We start from the raw sequence: 17,487 nt of genomic DNA, 5'->3' as shown, positions 1-17,487 counted from the left end.
AGGTAAACCAAAGCTACAACCAACCGTTGCAGCCTTAGTTTTACATTTTTTATTATTTTACAGCGAACAATGCTGCAAATCCAATACCTTCAATAAGTGCCGCTGCAATAAGCATCACTGTTTGAATTTTTGCTGTAGCTTCTGGTTGACGAGCAATTGCATCTAATGCAGAACCACCGATTCTACCGATACCAATTCCTACTCCAATAACTACTAATCCTGCTCCTACTAAGTTAAGAGTTCCTTCCATAATGTATATATATTTAATTAAACATTCAACTTGATATTAGATATTAGATATTAAATTTCAGATATTTAAAATTTAATATTTGACATCTAAAATTTTAATGATGCGCTTCCTCGTGGTGGTGTTCTTCAACAGCCGAACCAAAATACAAAGCGGTTAACATTGTAAAGATATACGCTTGTAAAAGCGTTACTAAAATTTCAATTAATGAGATGATGAATGAAAGTCCGAATGCTAATGGACTTCCTATCCAGCTTTTAAAAATGAACATCATTCCAATCAAACTCATTATAACGATGTGACCAGCAAACATATTCGCGTACAAACGAATCATTAATGAGAAAGGCTTGATGATTGCTCCCATCAATTCGATTGGCGCCAAAATAATTTTCATTGGAACCGGAACGCCTGGCATCCAGAAAATGTGCATCCAATAGTCTTTTTTAGCGGTAAGCGTTGTGATGATGAAAGTTAGAACTGCCAATCCGAAAGTTACCGAGATATTACCCGTAACGTTTACTCCGAATGGCATCATACCCACAACATTTAAAAACCAGATGAAAAAGAATACCGTCAACAAATGGCTCATGTATTTTTTATAATGTTTTTCACCAATGTTTGGGATTGCGATTTCATCACGAACGAACAATACAATTGGCTCGAAAAATCTTCCTGCGCCTGCTGCAACACCACCGTTTTTGGAATATGATTTTCCTAAACCTCTAAACAATAAGAACATTAAAAGTGCTATAACCAACATAGAGAAAACTCCCTTTGTGATTGAAAAATCGATTGGTTTAGCATTAGTTGGATGATGCTCGTCTCCGGTTAAAGTTCCGTCAGCCTCTGTTTTGTATATTTTTTCGTGATGTAAAACATAGTAATTTCCACCATCTTCTGCAACTGATTCTCCGTCATGAAATTTTGAAGAAGAGAAAATGTGAATTCCATTATCCCAAAGTATAATAGGTAACGGGAAACCATAATGCTTTCCTGTTTCCTCGTCAGCAAAGAAATTAAAGCTGTGCGAATCTAAAACGTGGTGATTTTTTACTTCGTCAATTTGGGCTCTGGTTTTAGCTTCCCGATCCAGATTTTCAGTTACTGCTCCTTCAACACGTGTTGGTTCAGGTGAATTTGCTAATAAATCCGAAGGCAAAAAAGCAATTAAAACTACTATACTATAAAGGAATGATTTTTTCGAAAACACCATAACTATGATTTGTCTAAATTTTATTTCTGAAATTTGGTGCAAAAGTACACTTTTAATTAATATTAAAAAGTATAAGTTTTATTTTTTTTGATGGATTTGTCGATTCTAAAACAATTTATTGCTTATTGTTTAAAATTCTGATGGTTAGATAGGTTTCTATTACCAAAAAGTAAATAAAGACAATAAAAAAATTCATCTTTTCTGTTGGTGTTTTTGGAAGATCTGTGTGGATGATTGGTCTTAAAAAAGCATACGCAATTGCCATCTTTAAAGTAGTAAATGCTAAAAAAGCATAACCAACATAGTTTTCAGATGTCTCTTTTACCTTTTTCAATAAGGATACTATGACCAACGAAAGCAAGGCAAACAATACGTAGAGCAATAGTGTTGAATAAATAAAGTTGTCTTCAAATTCCTTTGGAATAATAAAATGCGATATGGTTTTGTGAACGATAATACCGATTATGGCTGCAATAAAGACTGCAAAAAGGGAACTGTATTTTTTTAAATTCATTTTTCTTCTTCTGATTTGTTTATTTCTTTTAACTGTCTGGAGATGTTGTAAAACGCAATCGCAACGCCAACCATCGTTAAAATTTTTACGTATAAATTATGTTTGTTAATGAATTTATGGTCGAGCCATTGCCCTAATTTGGAAAACAAAAAAACAATAATTCCCATTTGGATGGGAATACTAATTAACGATAACCATTTATTACGCTGTTTTTTCTTCTGCTGATTTTCCATCGGTAATCATGCTTTTTACATGTGGTTTCATTATACATGACGCGCTGAATTCTGCTCCTGGTTCAACCGAAAGTTTTCCGCAGATTACTTCCCCATAAATGTGAGCTTTGGATTTCACATTAAGGATTTCCTGGACTTGTATTTTACCGTCAAAATTCCCTTCGATGTCAGCATTTTTACAAATGATATCTCCTTTCACACTACCAGCCGGACCAATTACTATTTTCCCTTTGGATTGGAAATTGCCAACCAAATGTCCGTCCAAACGAAAATCTGCAGGGGAAATAATATCACCCTGAATAGTTGTTCCTTCCACAATTCGGTTGGTTTTACCTAAAAGATCGGTGTATGATTTTGGACTTTTTTCAAACATGATTTCTATCCTTTTTTACCAGATTTATCCATTTGTGGTGAAGGTGGCAAGGCAAATTCTTGTTCACCAGATTTTTGTTCTCCTCCTTTTTGATTTCTCCCTTGCTTAATCTCACTTGGGTCTTCTTCAGATGGTTGCCCTTGTTGATTAGTATTTACAACTGGTTTTGGCTGAACTGGCTCAGGTGCTCTTTCTAAAGTCCCATCCCAGTTTGGTTGCGTTGCTGTTTCCGGAAGATTTCCGGCTAAAAATTCGTCTAAATTCTTTTTAATTTGAACTATAGTATAATTTTCTGCCGAAATAATTATAGGTGTTTGTTGCACTTTATAATCTTTGTAGTCTTTCAAAATTGATGTAATACCAATTGCTAAGTCCTCAGTATTTATTCCGTGTAGTACCACAAAATTATCAGTCATCGTGTATATGTCCAAAGAAACTGTGAGTTTATTTAAACTTCTGTCGGCTATGAATTTTTTGATTTTTTCACGAAGATCTTTTGTCCCTGCGTCTTCAAAATCTTTAGTTTGGTAAAGAATTTTCCAGTTTCTGGAAGGTGCTTTAGATAGCTGTAGTGCTTCTAATTTAGGCAAATCAACTGATAGTAATTTTTCGGCTTTTTTGCCTTCTTCACTATTTGGATAATTTAAGGCTACATAATTTAAGGCTGTGCTAAATTCACCAAGTCCGCCAAGTTTACCAACTATATTGGCTTTTAACAATTCAAATTTGGGAACAATTTCATCTCCTGTAAATCGGTTAATGGCATTTTCTGTAGCGGTTAATACTGTTTTAAATTCCCCGTTTTGATATTGTTTATATATGTTTGCGTAAACTACGCTTGGCGAATCACTTGACTCTTCTATATCGCTAGACGGGTTTTGTAAAATCTGTGCATATCGCGAATTTGGATAATTTGCAACGATACTTTCTTTTATTGCGGCCGCTTTTGATTTGTCTAAAATTTCATAAAGTTTATACAAATGATACATCGATGGCAGCACTAATCTTTCTTCAGGATTGTCACTTAACAATTTCTCAAATTTGTTTGCGGCTAATTGATATTCTTTAAATTTTTCTTTATAAATAATTCCAAGTTGGTAGTTAGCAAAGTTTCTTTCTTTGCTCAAACTATCTATAGTAGTTTGCGATTCCGGAATTTGTTTTATATAGAAATCTGGCGTAAAACGTTCGTCGACAGCTGCAACGTCTTTAGAATCTTTATCGCCTTCAGCGTCTTTCCCGTCACTATTTTTTCCTGTATTGTCTTTTTCTGCAAGTGATGAAACACGCCAATTGTCTTGTAAGGTTCTTTTGCCCCAATTTTTTGCAAACTCCACTTTACCATAAGCGACAGTTGTAGGGTTATAAAAATAGAAAACACTCTCGCTTCCTGCAGAAGTAGGATTAGGTGTTTTGGGGATTATTGATTTTTGGGTTTTAGAATCAGAACCATCTTCTGAATCGATTTTACCGTCGCTTCTTTCCTGATTCTCTTTAATTCTTGCTAGTTTTTCTGCGGCCTTTTTTTGTACTTCCTCTTCTTTTTTAAGCTTTACAATATAGGTTTCAAAATAAGCTGTTCTTTCTGAACCTGACATTTTGTACAGCGATATAATACTGTCATTTGTTTGTGAAATCGCTTCATATTTGATAACGTCTTCAAGATTTTCTCTTTTCTTTTTTATCAAATTAAACTCTCTTGTTCTTGGTTTTAATTGAACCAAGGTACTGTCATAATAGTTTCCGGCTTTAACAAATTTAGAATCTATAAAATATAAATCGGCCAAATTTCTGTAGTTGGAAGCGATGAGATAGGTGTCTTGTGTTTTCTTTTTTAAGGAAAGATTGTATTCTTTTTTGGCTAAGGTTTTATTATTTCTTTTTTCATGAAACAATCCCAATTGATGGTGTAAAACGTCCAAAAAAGGTCTGTTTTCTCTATCTTTCAACAAGTCATTGTATTTTTTAAGAAAGGCAACAGTATCTCCTTTTTCATAATCAAATTGACTGGCTTGTCTTGCGTGTGCGTGAATTACATATTGCTTTGCCGCTTTTCTATGCATATCAATTACGGTTTGATAACTGGCATAAGCGCTGTCTTTATATCCAAGTTGTTCGTAAACCTGACCTAAAATATAATTGTATCTCGATATTTCTTCTTTTGATTTAGTAAATTCTTTAGCGATTTTAAGTTTGGCAACAGCACTATCTTTTTGCTCTAAATTTAAAAATGCCTGAGCCAAAGTAGCATTGGCATCTGAAAAAATCTGATCTTTAAATTTGATTTCCTTTAGTAATTTTCGAAGATTATTTACCGCCAAAGCATCATTGTCCAGACGCATATTGGTTTTTTCTCTCCAAATTTTCACTTCGTATATTTTATCACTATTTGGAGATTTATTTAACACATAATTGAACGCATCCAAGGCCGGTACAAATCGCTGATCATAATATCTTGCTTGTCCAAGCATCATATATGCTTCGTCCATTTGTGGGTTTTTTTCTGAACCGTTAATATTCATCGAATGTTTCTGAATCGCTTTGGTAGCTTTGGTTTCTGCTTTCTCAAAATTGGCGTTCTTAGTATTGCCCGGCATGAGATTGTCTTCTGAAACCTGCATTCTTTCTACAGGAAGTATTTCCCAAAAATTGTCTGTGTTTTGAAGTTTAACTTCTTCAACTCCTTTGTCCAATGCAATTCCGCCATTATATAAAATGTTATCTTTCGTGCTAAGTGCATGTGAATTTCTTGAAAGCCACGTGTTTCTTTTGGTAGAACAGGCTATTAAAAAAAACAATAATCCCGATAAGATGATATATTTAATTGTATTGGTTTTCAAAGCAAAACGTTTAATGTTATAACGTAAAAAAGTCATAAATAGTATAACTAACTGGTAAAAATACGTTTCTTTTTGATATGGCAAAAAAATAACCGGTAAGTTTTACCTTTAATGATAAAAACTTAACGCTATTCTATGAAAAAGTGTTTTTATTAGACCGCAAAAAAAGCTTCTAATTCCTTCAAAGTTTCTGGCGATGTTTTGATGTCTTTTACCACTTCGCCCAAATGCAACGCTACAATTCTGTTGCAAACTTCAACCGTATGAACCAAATCGTGTGAAGAAACCAAAACGGTAACGTTTGGATTTTCAGCTAATTCCTTGATGATGATTTTTAATCGGTTAACCGTCGTTGGATCCAAATTAGCGAAAGGTTCATCCAAAATAACTACTTCCGGATTTCCAATTAAAGTGGCGATAATACCCACTTTTTTCATATTCCCTTTGGATAAATCTCTTAAATACTTTTTGCTGTTCAGAATTTCCCCATTAAAAAATTCTTCGTGTTTTTTTAGTAAGCCATCAACATCGGCTTTATTTTGTCCACGCAAATCGCCAATGAAGTAAAAATATTCTTCGGCAGTTAAATAACCAATCAAAAAGCTTTCATCGATAAATGCTGCTGTGAAAGGTTTCCAGGCTTCGCTTTTGTCGACTTGCACTTCGTTGTTAATTATATGTCCGGAACTTGGCTGAATTAAATCCAATAGCAAACTAAAAAAAGTGGTTTTTCCGGCACCGTTATTTCCGACTAATCCAAAGCTTTGTCCTTTGGGAATTTCAAGGTTTCGCATGTTTAAAACCATTGTCCCCAGATTGTATCTTTTGGTTAAATTATTTACTTGTATCATTTTAAAAAGTTTATAAGGTTTATGAGTTTATAAGGTTTGTTTTAAACTCCTGTTTTTATTTTATTTGAATTATAACTTAATACTGCTAACTGTTACTGAACACTAGTTCTTCTGTTTGTATGCTGCTATGGTTTCGTACTTTTCGGTCTTGTATATCTTCTCTATCATAGCGAAAACTTTATTTCTAAAAGCAAAGCCGAGAACTCCAGCTAAAGCAACAAAAAGCAAACCCAGATTTTGATTTAAAATGGATGTTCCTAATCCAAAAAGTAATACCGGAATCAATAGTTTAGGAATCACCAAGAGCATGGTTTTTACATTAAAAGCCTGCTTGTCACCAAAAGCTTTTTTGGCCATTGTTAAGTCGATTGGCGTTTTTACGAAAGCTCCACCCAGTAAAACTAAATGAGAGTTCACACCAATGTTATAAATGGCTCCTATCACAATCAGCAAGTAAGTATGCCATCCAAAATAAAGATAAAACGATGCTAAAATTGTTGAAATTATAGTTGCCATTACAACCAACCACCATTTTGAACTCAAATAATCCTTGTATTGAATATTCTGGCTCATCATTAATTGATAATAAGAACTGTCCCAACTTGGCACAAATTGTCCGAACGTAAACAAAAACCCTCCCGAAACAAAAATGCCAGCAAAAATCCCCATAATAGGCAGCTGATGTGGGTTGTTGAAAAACAAAAATCCATAAAAGAGAAACAAGAAACTCATGATTACAGTAGTTCTAGAACGTTTATTTCTTTTGATTAGCTTAATGTCATTTTTAAGGAATATCCCAAGACTCCCAAATTGGTTTAACCATGTAAAATTTTCTGTTCTGGCTTCTTCACTTTTTTTAGCTAAACCTGTATCCAGATTTAGATTTTTCTTGAAATAATCAAATGAAAAATAATAGGTTACCACAACTAAAAGCATCGGAATTAAAAACAGATAACTTGTACTATACATTCCCTGAAAAAAAGGCTGGGTATAATCTGTGATATCAAAAACCTTGTAATATTGAGTTATCCCTAAACCAACAACAACCGACAGTAAAGAATAAAAAACATTGTCTTTATTGTTAATCAAAACATTTATAAAATTATTTGAAAAAATCAATGTTGTACAGCCAATGAGCCAAAAAATAGCTTGTAATCCATATCCATGTGTCAGCAAAGCTATCGTGAAAGGAACAAAGAAAAAAGCATGCATTACATTGAAAAAGGAGATGAGTGTTTTACCCAAAGAGAAATGAACAACAACATTTCTTTTTATTGGCAAACTCAACAGCGGCCTGATATTCATCACAGGCATTTTTTGAAGAAAATACCTTATGACCAAATCGCCAACTAAATAGTAAATTAAAAATTTATTGACTGTTACTAAAGGTTCTAAATGATATTCGCTAAGGATTTCATATCCAAAAAATCCTAACAATGAAAACTCAAGTATGATTATTAAAGCAAAAAAGCCCATTATGATCTTAAATGCCATATTGGCACCAAAAGAAACTGAACGAAAAAAAGCTTTCCATTCGAGGGAAATGAAGTGTTTGAACATGGTTAGTTGTTTAGGTTTTTGAAATTAGTTCCTAAATGTAAAAATTTGTTACATACTTTCAAAGTTTCTTTACTTTTCTAATCGTTGCTATTTCTTACCTTTGCAAAAATTATTTTTCATGTCAGCCTTTTATAAATTACAAATCAAAGAAGTAAAGCACGAAACTGCCAATACCATTTCTGTTGCTTTCAATATTCCAGCCGAATTAAAATCTGCTTATCAATTTACTGCCGGTCAATACGTAAATCTAAAATTAACTTTAGACGGACAAGAAATTCGTCGTGCGTATTCTATTTGTTCTTCGCCTAATAGTGGCGAATTGCGCATTGCGATCAAATCGGTAGAAAGTGGTCATTTTTCAAAATTTGCGAATGAAAATTTAAAAGTTAGAGATATTTTAGAAGTCGGTCAACCGGAAGGAAAATTCACGTTTGAACCCTCTTTTTCAAACTTAAAAAATTATGCCGGATTTGTAGCCGGAAGCGGAATTACGCCAGTTATGTCAATTCTAAAGTCGGTTTTAGAAAGCGAGCCAAAAAGCACTTTTGTTCTAGTATACGGAAATAAAACGCCACAAGAAACCATTTTTAACAACGATTTACACGAATTGCAGTTGAAGTATGTTGGTCGCTTTTTTGTGCATTATGTTTTCAGTCAGGCTAAAGCCGATGGCGAACTTTTTGGACGAATTGACAAGTCGACTGTGAATTTTGTTTTGAATAACAAACACAAAGAAAAGGCCTTTGATAAATTCTATCTATGTGGCCCAGAAACCATGATTAATTTGGTTTCTACTGTTTTAAAAGAGCACAATGTTCTTGAGAAAAATATTAAATTCGAGTTGTTTTCTACATCGACAACGAATGATAATCCAAACGCGGAAACACATACCGGTCATTCCAAAATTACCGTAATGGTTGATGACGAAGAAACTACTTTTGAAATGTCGCAAAAACAAACCGTTCTCGAAGCGGCATTGAAACAAGGCATTGATGCACCTTATTCTTGTCAGGGTGGAATTTGTAGTTCTTGCTTGGCGCGAATTACAAATGGTACTGCCGAAATGAAAAAGAATTCGATTTTGACGGATGACGAAATTGCTGAAGGATTGATTCTAACGTGTCAGGCACATCCAACATCTGCAGAACTTTATGTGGATTATGATGATGTTTAGATAAAACACGTTTTTGAAATAGACCGCAGATTCGCAGATTAAAATAAATGCTTAATCTGCGAATCTGCGGTGTTTTTTTAAATAGTTCCCTTAATTTTCTCAACAACTGTTTCTGGACAAATCGTTCGCATTGCCTCTTCATAACCTTCTACTTTTTTGTTTCCGTAAACCGAAGTTGGTAGCATTGTAAACTTTTCTCTATCAGAAACCAAACAGTTTTCAAACGGCTGATTAAATGGTGCAAATCCGGCAAAAGGATGTGTGGCACCCCAAAGTGTTATTACTTTTGTCCCCAACATCGCAGCAATATGAGCATTCCCGGAATCCATAGAAAGCATTACGTCCAAATTGGAAATCAAATCTAATTCTTGCTGGAGCTTTAGTTTCCCGGCAACATTTATTACGTTTACTTTTCCGTCGGCAAACGAATTTAAAATTTCAATTTCTTTATTTCCACCGCCAAAAAGAAAGATTTTAGTATTTGAATCAGATGCCAATTCATCTATAACTTGCTGCATCAAATCCTGCGGATACACTTTGCTTTCGTATTGGGCAAATGGCGCGATTCCAATCCATTTTTGACTATTCTTTTCACCCGAAATCTTTAAAATTTCTGAAGACATAACATCTTTTTTAGGAAACTTTGTCCCGAAGCTTCGGGATGACAAATCAACGTTAAAACCTAACTTTTTAAAAGTATCAACATGCCTTTCAACCATAGTTTTGATTGGTTTGAAAACTTTATTTTCTGAACGAGTTAATGCTCTCTTTTCAGCTCTTCCTTTATCTGTAAACGCCACTTTTTTTCCGCTTAACGCGAATAAAGTTAGGATGATTCGCGAGCGTAAGACATTGTGTAAATCGGCAACAGCGTCAATATTCAATTGCTTTAAATCGGAATATAATTTTAATAAGCCCAGAAAACCTTTATGTCTTCCTTTGACATCAACGGAAAAGAAATTCACATTCGGAATTCCATCAAAAAAAGGTTTGAAAAAAGGTCGTGAAACTACTGTGATTTTTACTTCTGTCCCGAGACTTCGGGATTGCTCAACGAATGCTCTAATAACAGGAACTGTCATCGCAACATCGCCCATGGCAGACATTCGAATAATGGCAATATGTTGAATTGGGTTTGGCAATTTTTATGTTTTTCAATAATGCTTTAATATTATTTCTGTCCTGTTTTAGTCCCGTTTTCTAAATTTCTGGCCTTTCTTTGGCCATTTCAGATTACATAAATCTCTTGAAAATCAAGCATCTCGAGCAGACTTATTAACAAAAAGCTTTAGTTTTTAACAATTTTTTAGTTTTTTCTTGTCCCTTTCTTGGCCATTTCATTTTTACTTTCCAAATCTGAAATTGTTTTAGAGATTGCTTCTGCATACACTTCCATCTTCTTTATGTACTCATCATTAATTTTATATATTGAAGTTGAACCCTCTCCTTGTTGTTCAATTGTTTTATTTAAAACAAATTTTTCAACTCTAGATCTTACTTGCTTCCTAGATAATTTATCTTCAAAAAGTCCAACAAAATCTTTCATTTTAGCTTTCCCTTCTTTTAATAAAAATTGAAGTATTATATTAAAAACTTGATTTTCATCTAATTCTTGAAGGTTATAATATTTTGCCTTTTCATCAGTAAACTCATAATAATCCTTTGAAAGAATATAATAGATGGCATTTGTTTTACCTCGTTTTTCTATTAATTTTTTTTCTAAAAGTCGCATAACTATTTCAACATCTAAATCTTTTTTTGGCACATTCTTTTTAATCATATTTAAGGTGATTACTTCTAAAACAGAAAGTTTTTCTGTTTCCGGCAACTCATCTTGTATTGCGACTATAAACAACGCAAAAGCTCTATCTTCGATAACTGCTGATAGTTTTAAATTTACTTGAAAATCATCTGATTTCGTGTAATCTGGCTCGGCTTTCCCTTCTACGAGTGTGTTATAATAAATTTTATCCACACCTTGTCCAGAGCGTTCAACGATTCCTGTTTTTTGCAAAACATCAGCTAACAATCTATTTCTTGGAGTACTTGGTGTTTTTAATAAATTTTCTAAATTGACCCCTGCTGGAAATCCCCCTGCGTTAATTATATCTAATCTTTGCGGAAACTGTTTTATGACAATTTCAGATGCTTTTCTATAATCTCTATGAGTAATTGCATTATTGATAGATTCTCTTATAACTTCTTCATTGAAAAATGGAATATTAAAGATGTAAGCACCATCTTGTATTGGGAAACTTCCATTTCTCAAATTTATGGTATTCCAAAGTTCATCTATCATTATGAAAAAAGGGTCTGAAAACGCAATCCTATTATCAAAGGGTATCTGATTTTCAGAATTTCGATATTCAATCATAACTGATGCTTGGGGTAATCTTTCCTTTAAAACTTGTTTTTTTGCGAGAAGAATTAATGCAGCATTGGTTAATTTCCCTTTTTTTAAAAGTTCTAAATCAGATAATAATTGTTCGTGAGAAAGTGTCTTAAAAACAGGATTGTTTTGTTTTAAAGCATATTTTTCTTTTAGAATTGTAATCGCTTTTTCATCTAAATCAGAAATTTTTAAACCTTCACAAAATTGATTTGAAAAATCTGGTTCCTGCTCATTAATGATTTTTAAGTAAAATTCATCTGACATTGGTTTTAACTCCTCGCCAATACGCATTAATGCAACATCTTCAAATTTAAAAACTTTTCCTGCTGGACGTGGTGAAACCTCAATAACTAAAACTCTTTTTTCATTTTCAAAAAGTTCATATATGGATGTTCTTATATTTGTATCTCTATAAATATTTGCTTCAAGTTCTCCTATAGAACCTTTATTTTGGTTTGTTCCAATTACTTCATGAGGGTAACTATCACTCATTCCAATCACAAGATAACCACCTAATTCATTACAAAGGGCAGTTACATAACCAAGTATACATCGCCTTCTTTCAGATGGTTTTACTTTGCTACCACCATCATAAGAAATGTTACCACCTTCTCCTTTTTTAAATTCAACTTTGTCTTCTGACTCTTTGAGTATTTTTAACTTATCAATTGTTATCATAGACAATTACTTTATTAGATAAGTATTTATTTTTTATTTTGGTACAAAACAGGATTCAAATCATCGTCGTTGTACATTTTCATCTGTTTGTACACTTTCATGAATTTGTCTCCGTTTTCAATATCGGTAATCAAATCATCAATCGCTGTTGACAAATCGGTTCTTTGTTCTAGCAACACATTTAATTTGGCTTGACATTTATCTCTGTGCTCTTGTGAAGCTTCGGCACGATTTGCTTCTTCACTCATGTGATAAATTTTTAATGCTAAAATTGATAATCTATCAATCGTCCAAGCCGGACTTTCAGAATTTATTTTTGCGTTATCTTTTACTTTGACATTGCTATATTTTTGAAGAAAATAACTGTCGATATATTCAACCATATCTGTTCTTTCTTGGTTGGAAGCATCGATTCTTCTTTTCAAAACCAAAGCCGCAACCGGATCAATATTTGGGTCGCGAATAATATCTTCAAAATGCCATTGAACGGTGTCAATCCAATTTTTAAAATACAATAAGTGCTCAATCTTCTCTTTTGGATATGGATTGTTAACGGGTTGGTCTACGTTGTCGTGAACATGATAATCCTTGATACTTTGTTCAAATATAGAATAGGCAAATTTTGAAAACATACTTTTAAATTTTATTTTATTTAACCTTGTTCCGTTCGCCGCTTTGGGCTCGGGTACATAAAATTCGACCTAAAGGTCTCGTGTGCAAAGATAGTTTTTTATACATTTACCTAAACATACAAATTCTCACATTCATGCATCTTCACAATATTTCGGAAAACAATAGTATTCTTAATCATTTTTTGGCACAAATACGTGACGTCAACATTCAAAAAGACAGCATGCGTTTCCGAAAAAACATAGAAAGAATTGGGGAAATTATGGCGTATGAATTGAGTAAAACCTTAGAATATAAAGCTATTGACGTTCAAACTCCGCTAGGCATCAAACACACCACAACCATTGCTGACCATGTGGTTTTATGCTCGATTCTTCGTGCCGGATTGGCATTGCATACAGGCTTTATGAATATTTTCGACAATGCTGAAAACGGTTTTGTTTCGGCCTATCGCCATCACTATGACAACGATGATAAGTTTGATATTTTAGTAGAATATCAAGCGGCTCCATCTTTTGAAAATAAGAATTTGATTTTAATTGATCCAATGTTAGCTACTGGACAATCGATAGTGGCGGTTTTGCATAAATTACATCTGGAACAAAAACCAAAAGAAATTCATATTGCAGTTGTCATTGCGGCACCTGAAGGCATTGCCTATCTTCAAAAAAATCTTCCTGACAACTGTCATCTTTGGATAGCTGCGATTGATGAAAAACTTAACGAGAAAAACTATATCGTTCCTGGTCTTGGTGATGCCGGTGATTTGGCTTACGGAAGCAAATTATAGTTGGGAGAAATAGCTAAACGAACATCCTAAAATAAGCAACAACAACACGATTTCTTGATACATTTTGCTTTGCGAATATTCAATGTTTGTAGTACACATTATTGATAATGGCATAAATGTGAATAGTAACATTTCACTGTTTTTATCGGGTGAAATCAAAAAAATAGTTACTCCGATTAAAAATCCAAATATCATTTTCTTGTAAGAGGCTTGTAAAATCAATGGTTTGTTTGTTAAAGAAAGAACTAACGATAATAAAAAATACAGCCCAATGACAACAAAAAACGAGAGCGCTATGTTTTGATAATTATTGGTAAAATAATCCAGTTCAAAATTAGTTTGCGTTTGATTTATAATGTGTGCAATCCATGTTTTATCAAATGCCAAGGCAGAGAACATAAATATAACTGCTGTTGCAAAAAACGCCACAAATGGTAAAAGCCAGTTTCTGAAATCTCTTGAAACGTGAAAAATTATGGAAGCATATACCAAAATAATGAAGAGAATACACCAAAAATGAAACAAGCTGGCAATGAAAATCCACATCGAGGCATCGAAAATCTTTTCTTTTGGGGCTTTTAGCGTTTGCAAAGAAATCAATCTTCGAATAGCCATAAGCAGAAAAAAATTGGCAAATAATAAATTAGAATTATTAAAAACGGACGGGAAAATGAGTAGAAATAATAAGAAAAATAAAATAGTATAACTGCTGTTTTTGGTCAGGTTATTCTTTTTAACTGTAAAATTGACCAAGAAAAAAGAGGCCAATAATAACAAAATAAGCGTTGCTGTTTTTGAAAATCCATTTGTAGAAATCGTTGCCAACAAATCGCTTGACTGATACATAAAGAAGAAAAGCAATAACAAAACTACCACCAAAGCGTTATTAAGGAGAGTAGATTTTTTAAAAACGCTTGTTATCATAAGGATATTTTATACATTTGTGCTGTAAATATAACATTTTATAAAATGAGAGCATTTTTTGAAGGCATTCAATCTTTATTTGTAGACTTTTTATTCAAACCACTTGATTTTTTGCGCTCTTTAGAGTTAAGCAGTTGGTGGTTGGCTAATCTTGTTAGCTGGGCATTGATGGCAGTTTGTGGATATTATATCGTTTACTGGTGCAAAGAATTGGCAAAACATAGAGCCAACAACGAGGAAAACCAAGATACAACAGCTCATTCTTTCTTAAAGTAAGTCGAAGCCGATATCTTTTCTAAAATACATCTTATCAAAATGTAGCTTATCTATATTTTGGTAAGATTTTTTTATGGCTTCCTGGAAATCATTGCCAAAAGAAGTGATGGCTAGAACTCTTCCTCCATTAGTTACTATTTTCCCGTTTTCATGTTTTGTTCCCGCGTGGAAAACTAGAGAATCTTCAACTTTGTCTAACCCTGAAATTTGATGTCCTTTTTCATACTCTTCCGGATAACCGCCAGAAACCATCATTACTGTTGTGGCGCTTCTTTCGTCAATTTCTAACGAGACTTCATTCAGTTTCTCATTAGCAACAGCTTGAAATAATTCGACTAAATCGGATTTAATTCTCGGAATCACAACTTCGGTTTCGGGATCACCCATCCTAACGTTGTATTCGATTACTATTGGTTCGCCTTTAACAATGATTAATCCTATGAAAACAAAACCTTTGTATTCGATTCCGTCTTTTTGTATACCTTCAACGGTTGGTTTTACAATTCGAGTTTCTATTTTTTCCAGCAAAATAGCATCTGCGAATGGCACTGGAGAAATTGCTCCCATGCCACCAGTATTTAAACCTGTATCGCCTTCTCCAATTCGTTTATAGTCTTTGGCTGTTGGCAGGATTTTATAATTTTTACCGTCTGTTAATACAAAACAACTCAATTCTATACCGTCAAGAAACTCTTCGATAACAACTTTGGCACTTGCATTTCCGAATTTGGCATAAACCAACATATTTCGTAATTCTGTTTTTGCTTCTTCTAAATCGTGAAGAATTAAGACACCTTTCCCTGCTGCTAATCCGTCAGCTTTTAAAACGTACGGCGGTTGTAATGTTTCTAAAAATTTGCAACCATTTTCGACAGTTGCTGCGGTAAAACTATCATAAGCCGCTGTTGGTATCTTATGTTTAACCAGAAATTCTTTGGCGAATTCTTTACTCCCTTCTAATTGAGCTCCAGTTTTTGATGGACCAATAACCGGGATATGATTTAGCTCAGCATCATTTTTAAAGAAATCATAAATCCCCAACACTAACGGGTCTTCCGGACCAACAACAACCATATCGACTTTTTCTTGAATCGAAAACGATTTTAGCGCATTAAAATCGGATGGATTGATAGGGATATTTGTTGCTATTGACTCTGTTCCAGCATTTCCCGGAGCAACAAAAAGTGATGCGCATTTTGAACTTTGAAGCATTTTAAATGCTAAAGCATGTTCTCTTCCGCCTGAACCAAGTAGTAAAATAACCATTGTTTTCTATTTTGATTGCAAAAATAACTTTTAAATAGTAATGGTTTATTAAATTTTTATGTTGCTTGTAAAAAAAAGTTAGGTTTGTTTTTTATTTCTTCGAATTAACTTCAGATAACAAAAAAGACGTGATTAAAATTCTTAAAAATTAATTACAAATAAAATAGTATTTTTAAGGGCTGACATTCTTTAGCCCTTTTTTATTGTCTTTATGTTCAACTTTTTCAATTTTTCGCTTTTACTAAATGGTTTTCCTATGAAGGAAGCGTCTGCCGAATTGAGAGAAATTCTAGCAGTTTCAGAAATTGAGTATAACAGTTATGTCAATCAAAAGAAGGCTACAATCGTTGACTATCATTTAAAACACAACGAATCATATCGAGAATTTGTTGGAAAAAAGTCATTTAACAATTGGAATGAGCTTCCGATAATGACTAAAAAAGAATTTCAAAAACCTTTGTTAGAAAGACTTTCAGAAGGATTCACTACATCAAACGTTTACGTGAATAAAACCTCTGGTTCAAGTGGTGATCCTTTTATTTTCGCCAAAGATAAATTTTGTCATGCGTTGACTTGGTCTAATATCATTTATCGTTTTGGTTGGTTTGGAATTGATTTTAATTCGTCGTTACAAGCCCGTTTTTATGGAATTCCATTAGATTTTATCAGGAATAAAAAAGAGCGTATTAAAGACCTATTGAGCCATCGTTATCGTTTTACAATCTTTGATTTATCGGATGCAGTTTTAGAAAAAGTCTTACTCAAATTTCAAAATAAAAAATTCGATTATATCAATGGGTATACTAGTTCAATTGTTTTATTTGCCAAATTTTTACAAAATAAAAATATTGTTTTAACATCGGTTTGCCCAACGATAAAATGTTGCATTGTAACCTCTGAAATGCTTTTTGATGATGATAAAATGCTGCTTGAAAAACAATTTGGCGTTCCGGTTGTTAATGAATATGGTGCCTCTGAATTAGATTTAATTGCGTTCCAAAACCCGGAAGGCGAATGGCAAGTGAATTCTGAAACCTTGTTTATAGAAGTTTTAGACGAAGACAACAATGTTTTACCAAATGGTGAAGAAGGCCGAATAGTGATAACTTCCTTATATAATAAAGCGCATCCTTTTATCCGATATGATATTGGTGATGTTGGAATTTTAGACGAAAAAAGCACTTCTAAAAAACCTGTACTTAAGAAACTAATTGGTCGAACTAATGATATTGCTGTTTTACCAAGCGGAAAAAAATCGCCCGGATTAACCTTTTATTATGTTACCAAAAGTATCATCGAAGACGATGGAAATGTGAAAGAATTTGTGGTAAAACAAACCAAAATCGATACTTTTGACATCGAATATGTGAGCGAATTGGAATTAACCGAAGTTCAAATTCAACAAATTGAAAAAGCCATTTCAATGTATTTAGAAAGTGATCTGACTTTTTCATTTACCCGTAAAGAAAAACTAGAACGCAGCAAAAGTGGAAAATTAAAACAGTTTGTTTCGTTAGTAAAGTAAA

The 17,487-nt window shown here is 33.4% G+C and carries 17 protein-coding genes; 4 read left to right on the top strand and 13 right to left on the bottom strand.

The window, feature by feature from the left end:
- Window positions 1-52: 52 nt before the first annotated feature.
- The 8 genes from atpE to RMN97_RS09490 all read right to left on the bottom strand — a co-directional run bounded on the left by atpE (window position 53) and on the right by RMN97_RS09490 (window position 7,831).
- Entirely contained in the window at window positions 53-250 is a 198-nt protein-coding gene (gene atpE / locus RMN97_RS09525) for an ATP synthase F0 subunit C (protein WP_309614284.1), read from the bottom strand.
- A 94-nt stretch (window positions 251-344) separates the two neighbouring features.
- On the bottom strand, window positions 345-1,460 hold the full coding sequence (atpB, locus tag RMN97_RS09520; RefSeq protein ID WP_309614283.1) for a F0F1 ATP synthase subunit A: 1,116 nt from the start codon (window positions 1,458-1,460) through the stop codon (window positions 345-347).
- A gap of 115 nt (window positions 1,461-1,575) precedes the next feature.
- Window positions 1,576-1,974 (bottom strand): hypothetical protein, encoded by a 399-nt coding sequence (locus RMN97_RS09515; protein ID WP_309614282.1) that lies wholly within the window; start codon window positions 1,972-1,974, stop codon window positions 1,576-1,578.
- On the bottom strand, window positions 1,971-2,207 hold the full coding sequence (locus RMN97_RS09510) for an AtpZ/AtpI family protein (RefSeq protein WP_309614281.1): 237 nt from the start codon (window positions 2,205-2,207) through the stop codon (window positions 1,971-1,973). The genes RMN97_RS09515 and RMN97_RS09510 overlap by 4 nt, the downstream gene beginning before the upstream one ends.
- Entirely contained in the window at window positions 2,176-2,580 is a 405-nt protein-coding gene (locus RMN97_RS09505) for a polymer-forming cytoskeletal protein (RefSeq protein WP_309614280.1), read from the bottom strand. The genes RMN97_RS09510 and RMN97_RS09505 overlap by 32 nt, the downstream gene beginning before the upstream one ends.
- A 5-nt stretch (window positions 2,581-2,585) precedes the next feature.
- Window positions 2,586-5,420 (bottom strand): gliding motility protein, encoded by a 2,835-nt coding sequence (locus tag RMN97_RS09500; protein ID WP_309614279.1) that lies wholly within the window; start codon window positions 5,418-5,420, stop codon window positions 2,586-2,588.
- 152 nt (window positions 5,421-5,572) lie between these two features.
- Window positions 5,573-6,271 carry an ABC transporter ATP-binding protein gene (locus RMN97_RS09495; protein WP_309614278.1) on the bottom strand — a complete coding sequence of 233 codons (699 nt, stop codon included), beginning with the start codon at window positions 6,269-6,271 and terminating at the stop codon, window positions 5,573-5,575.
- Window positions 6,272-6,373: 102 nt separating this feature from the next.
- A complete protein-coding gene (locus RMN97_RS09490) occupies window positions 6,374-7,831 on the bottom strand; it encodes a DUF5687 family protein (RefSeq protein WP_309614277.1) in 1,458 nt (485 codons plus the stop codon).
- 118 nt (window positions 7,832-7,949) lie between these two features.
- Here RMN97_RS09490 and RMN97_RS09485 point away from each other — a divergent pair, with 118 nt between their 5' ends.
- Window positions 7,950-9,005, top strand: coding sequence for a ferredoxin--NADP reductase (locus RMN97_RS09485; RefSeq protein ID WP_309614276.1), 1,056 nt, complete (start codon window positions 7,950-7,952; stop codon window positions 9,003-9,005).
- A 77-nt stretch (window positions 9,006-9,082) separates the two neighbouring features.
- On the opposite strand, the gene RMN97_RS09480 is transcribed toward RMN97_RS09485, so the two are convergent.
- The 3 genes from RMN97_RS09480 to RMN97_RS09470 all read right to left on the bottom strand — a co-directional run bounded on the left by RMN97_RS09480 (window position 9,083) and on the right by RMN97_RS09470 (window position 12,707).
- Window positions 9,083-10,102, bottom strand: a complete 1,020-nt coding sequence (locus RMN97_RS09480) for a glycosyltransferase family 9 protein (RefSeq protein ID WP_309614302.1) — start codon at window positions 10,100-10,102, stop codon at window positions 9,083-9,085.
- Window positions 10,103-10,311: 209 nt separating this feature from the next.
- The gene (locus tag RMN97_RS09475) at window positions 10,312-12,075 is read right to left on the bottom strand and encodes an ATP-binding protein (protein WP_309614275.1); all 1,764 of its coding nucleotides are present in this window, start codon (window positions 12,073-12,075) and stop codon (window positions 10,312-10,314) included.
- A gap of 26 nt (window positions 12,076-12,101) precedes the next feature.
- Window positions 12,102-12,707 carry a DUF4254 domain-containing protein gene (locus RMN97_RS09470; RefSeq protein ID WP_309614274.1) on the bottom strand — a complete coding sequence of 202 codons (606 nt, stop codon included), beginning with the start codon at window positions 12,705-12,707 and terminating at the stop codon, window positions 12,102-12,104.
- A gap of 134 nt (window positions 12,708-12,841) precedes the next feature.
- Between RMN97_RS09470 and upp the strand changes: the two genes are divergently transcribed.
- Window positions 12,842-13,495: a uracil phosphoribosyltransferase gene (gene upp / locus RMN97_RS09465; RefSeq protein ID WP_309614273.1), complete on the top strand. Its 654-nt coding sequence runs from the start codon at window positions 12,842-12,844 to the stop codon at window positions 13,493-13,495.
- Here upp and RMN97_RS09460 read toward each other — a convergent pair.
- Window positions 13,490-14,419: a DUF6427 family protein gene (locus tag RMN97_RS09460; RefSeq protein WP_309614272.1), complete on the bottom strand. Its 930-nt coding sequence runs from the start codon at window positions 14,417-14,419 to the stop codon at window positions 13,490-13,492. The two genes, upp and RMN97_RS09460, sit on opposite strands and share 6 nt — an antisense overlap.
- A gap of 45 nt (window positions 14,420-14,464) precedes the next feature.
- Between RMN97_RS09460 and RMN97_RS09455 the strand changes: the two genes are divergently transcribed.
- Complete coding sequence (locus tag RMN97_RS09455; RefSeq protein WP_309614271.1) at window positions 14,465-14,695, top strand: DUF6341 family protein; 231 nt, start codon at window positions 14,465-14,467, stop codon at window positions 14,693-14,695.
- Here RMN97_RS09455 and purD read toward each other — a convergent pair.
- On the bottom strand, window positions 14,687-15,961 hold the full coding sequence (gene purD / locus RMN97_RS09450; RefSeq protein WP_309614270.1) for a phosphoribosylamine--glycine ligase: 1,275 nt from the start codon (window positions 15,959-15,961) through the stop codon (window positions 14,687-14,689). The two genes, RMN97_RS09455 and purD, sit on opposite strands and share 9 nt — an antisense overlap.
- 211 nt (window positions 15,962-16,172) lie before the next feature.
- On the opposite strand from purD, the gene RMN97_RS09445 reads away from it, so the two are divergent.
- Entirely contained in the window at window positions 16,173-17,486 is a 1,314-nt protein-coding gene (locus RMN97_RS09445) for a phenylacetate--CoA ligase family protein (protein ID WP_309614269.1), read from the top strand.
- The last annotated feature ends 1 nt before the right edge of the window (window position 17,487 follow it).

Origin of the sequence: Flavobacterium sp. (genome assembly GCF_031381455.1) — a bacterium.
Classification (GTDB): domain Bacteria; phylum Bacteroidota; class Bacteroidia; order Flavobacteriales; family Flavobacteriaceae; genus Flavobacterium.
The sequence above is the reverse complement of the archived record's forward strand: the minus strand, read 5'-3'. Positions and strand labels throughout refer to the sequence as shown.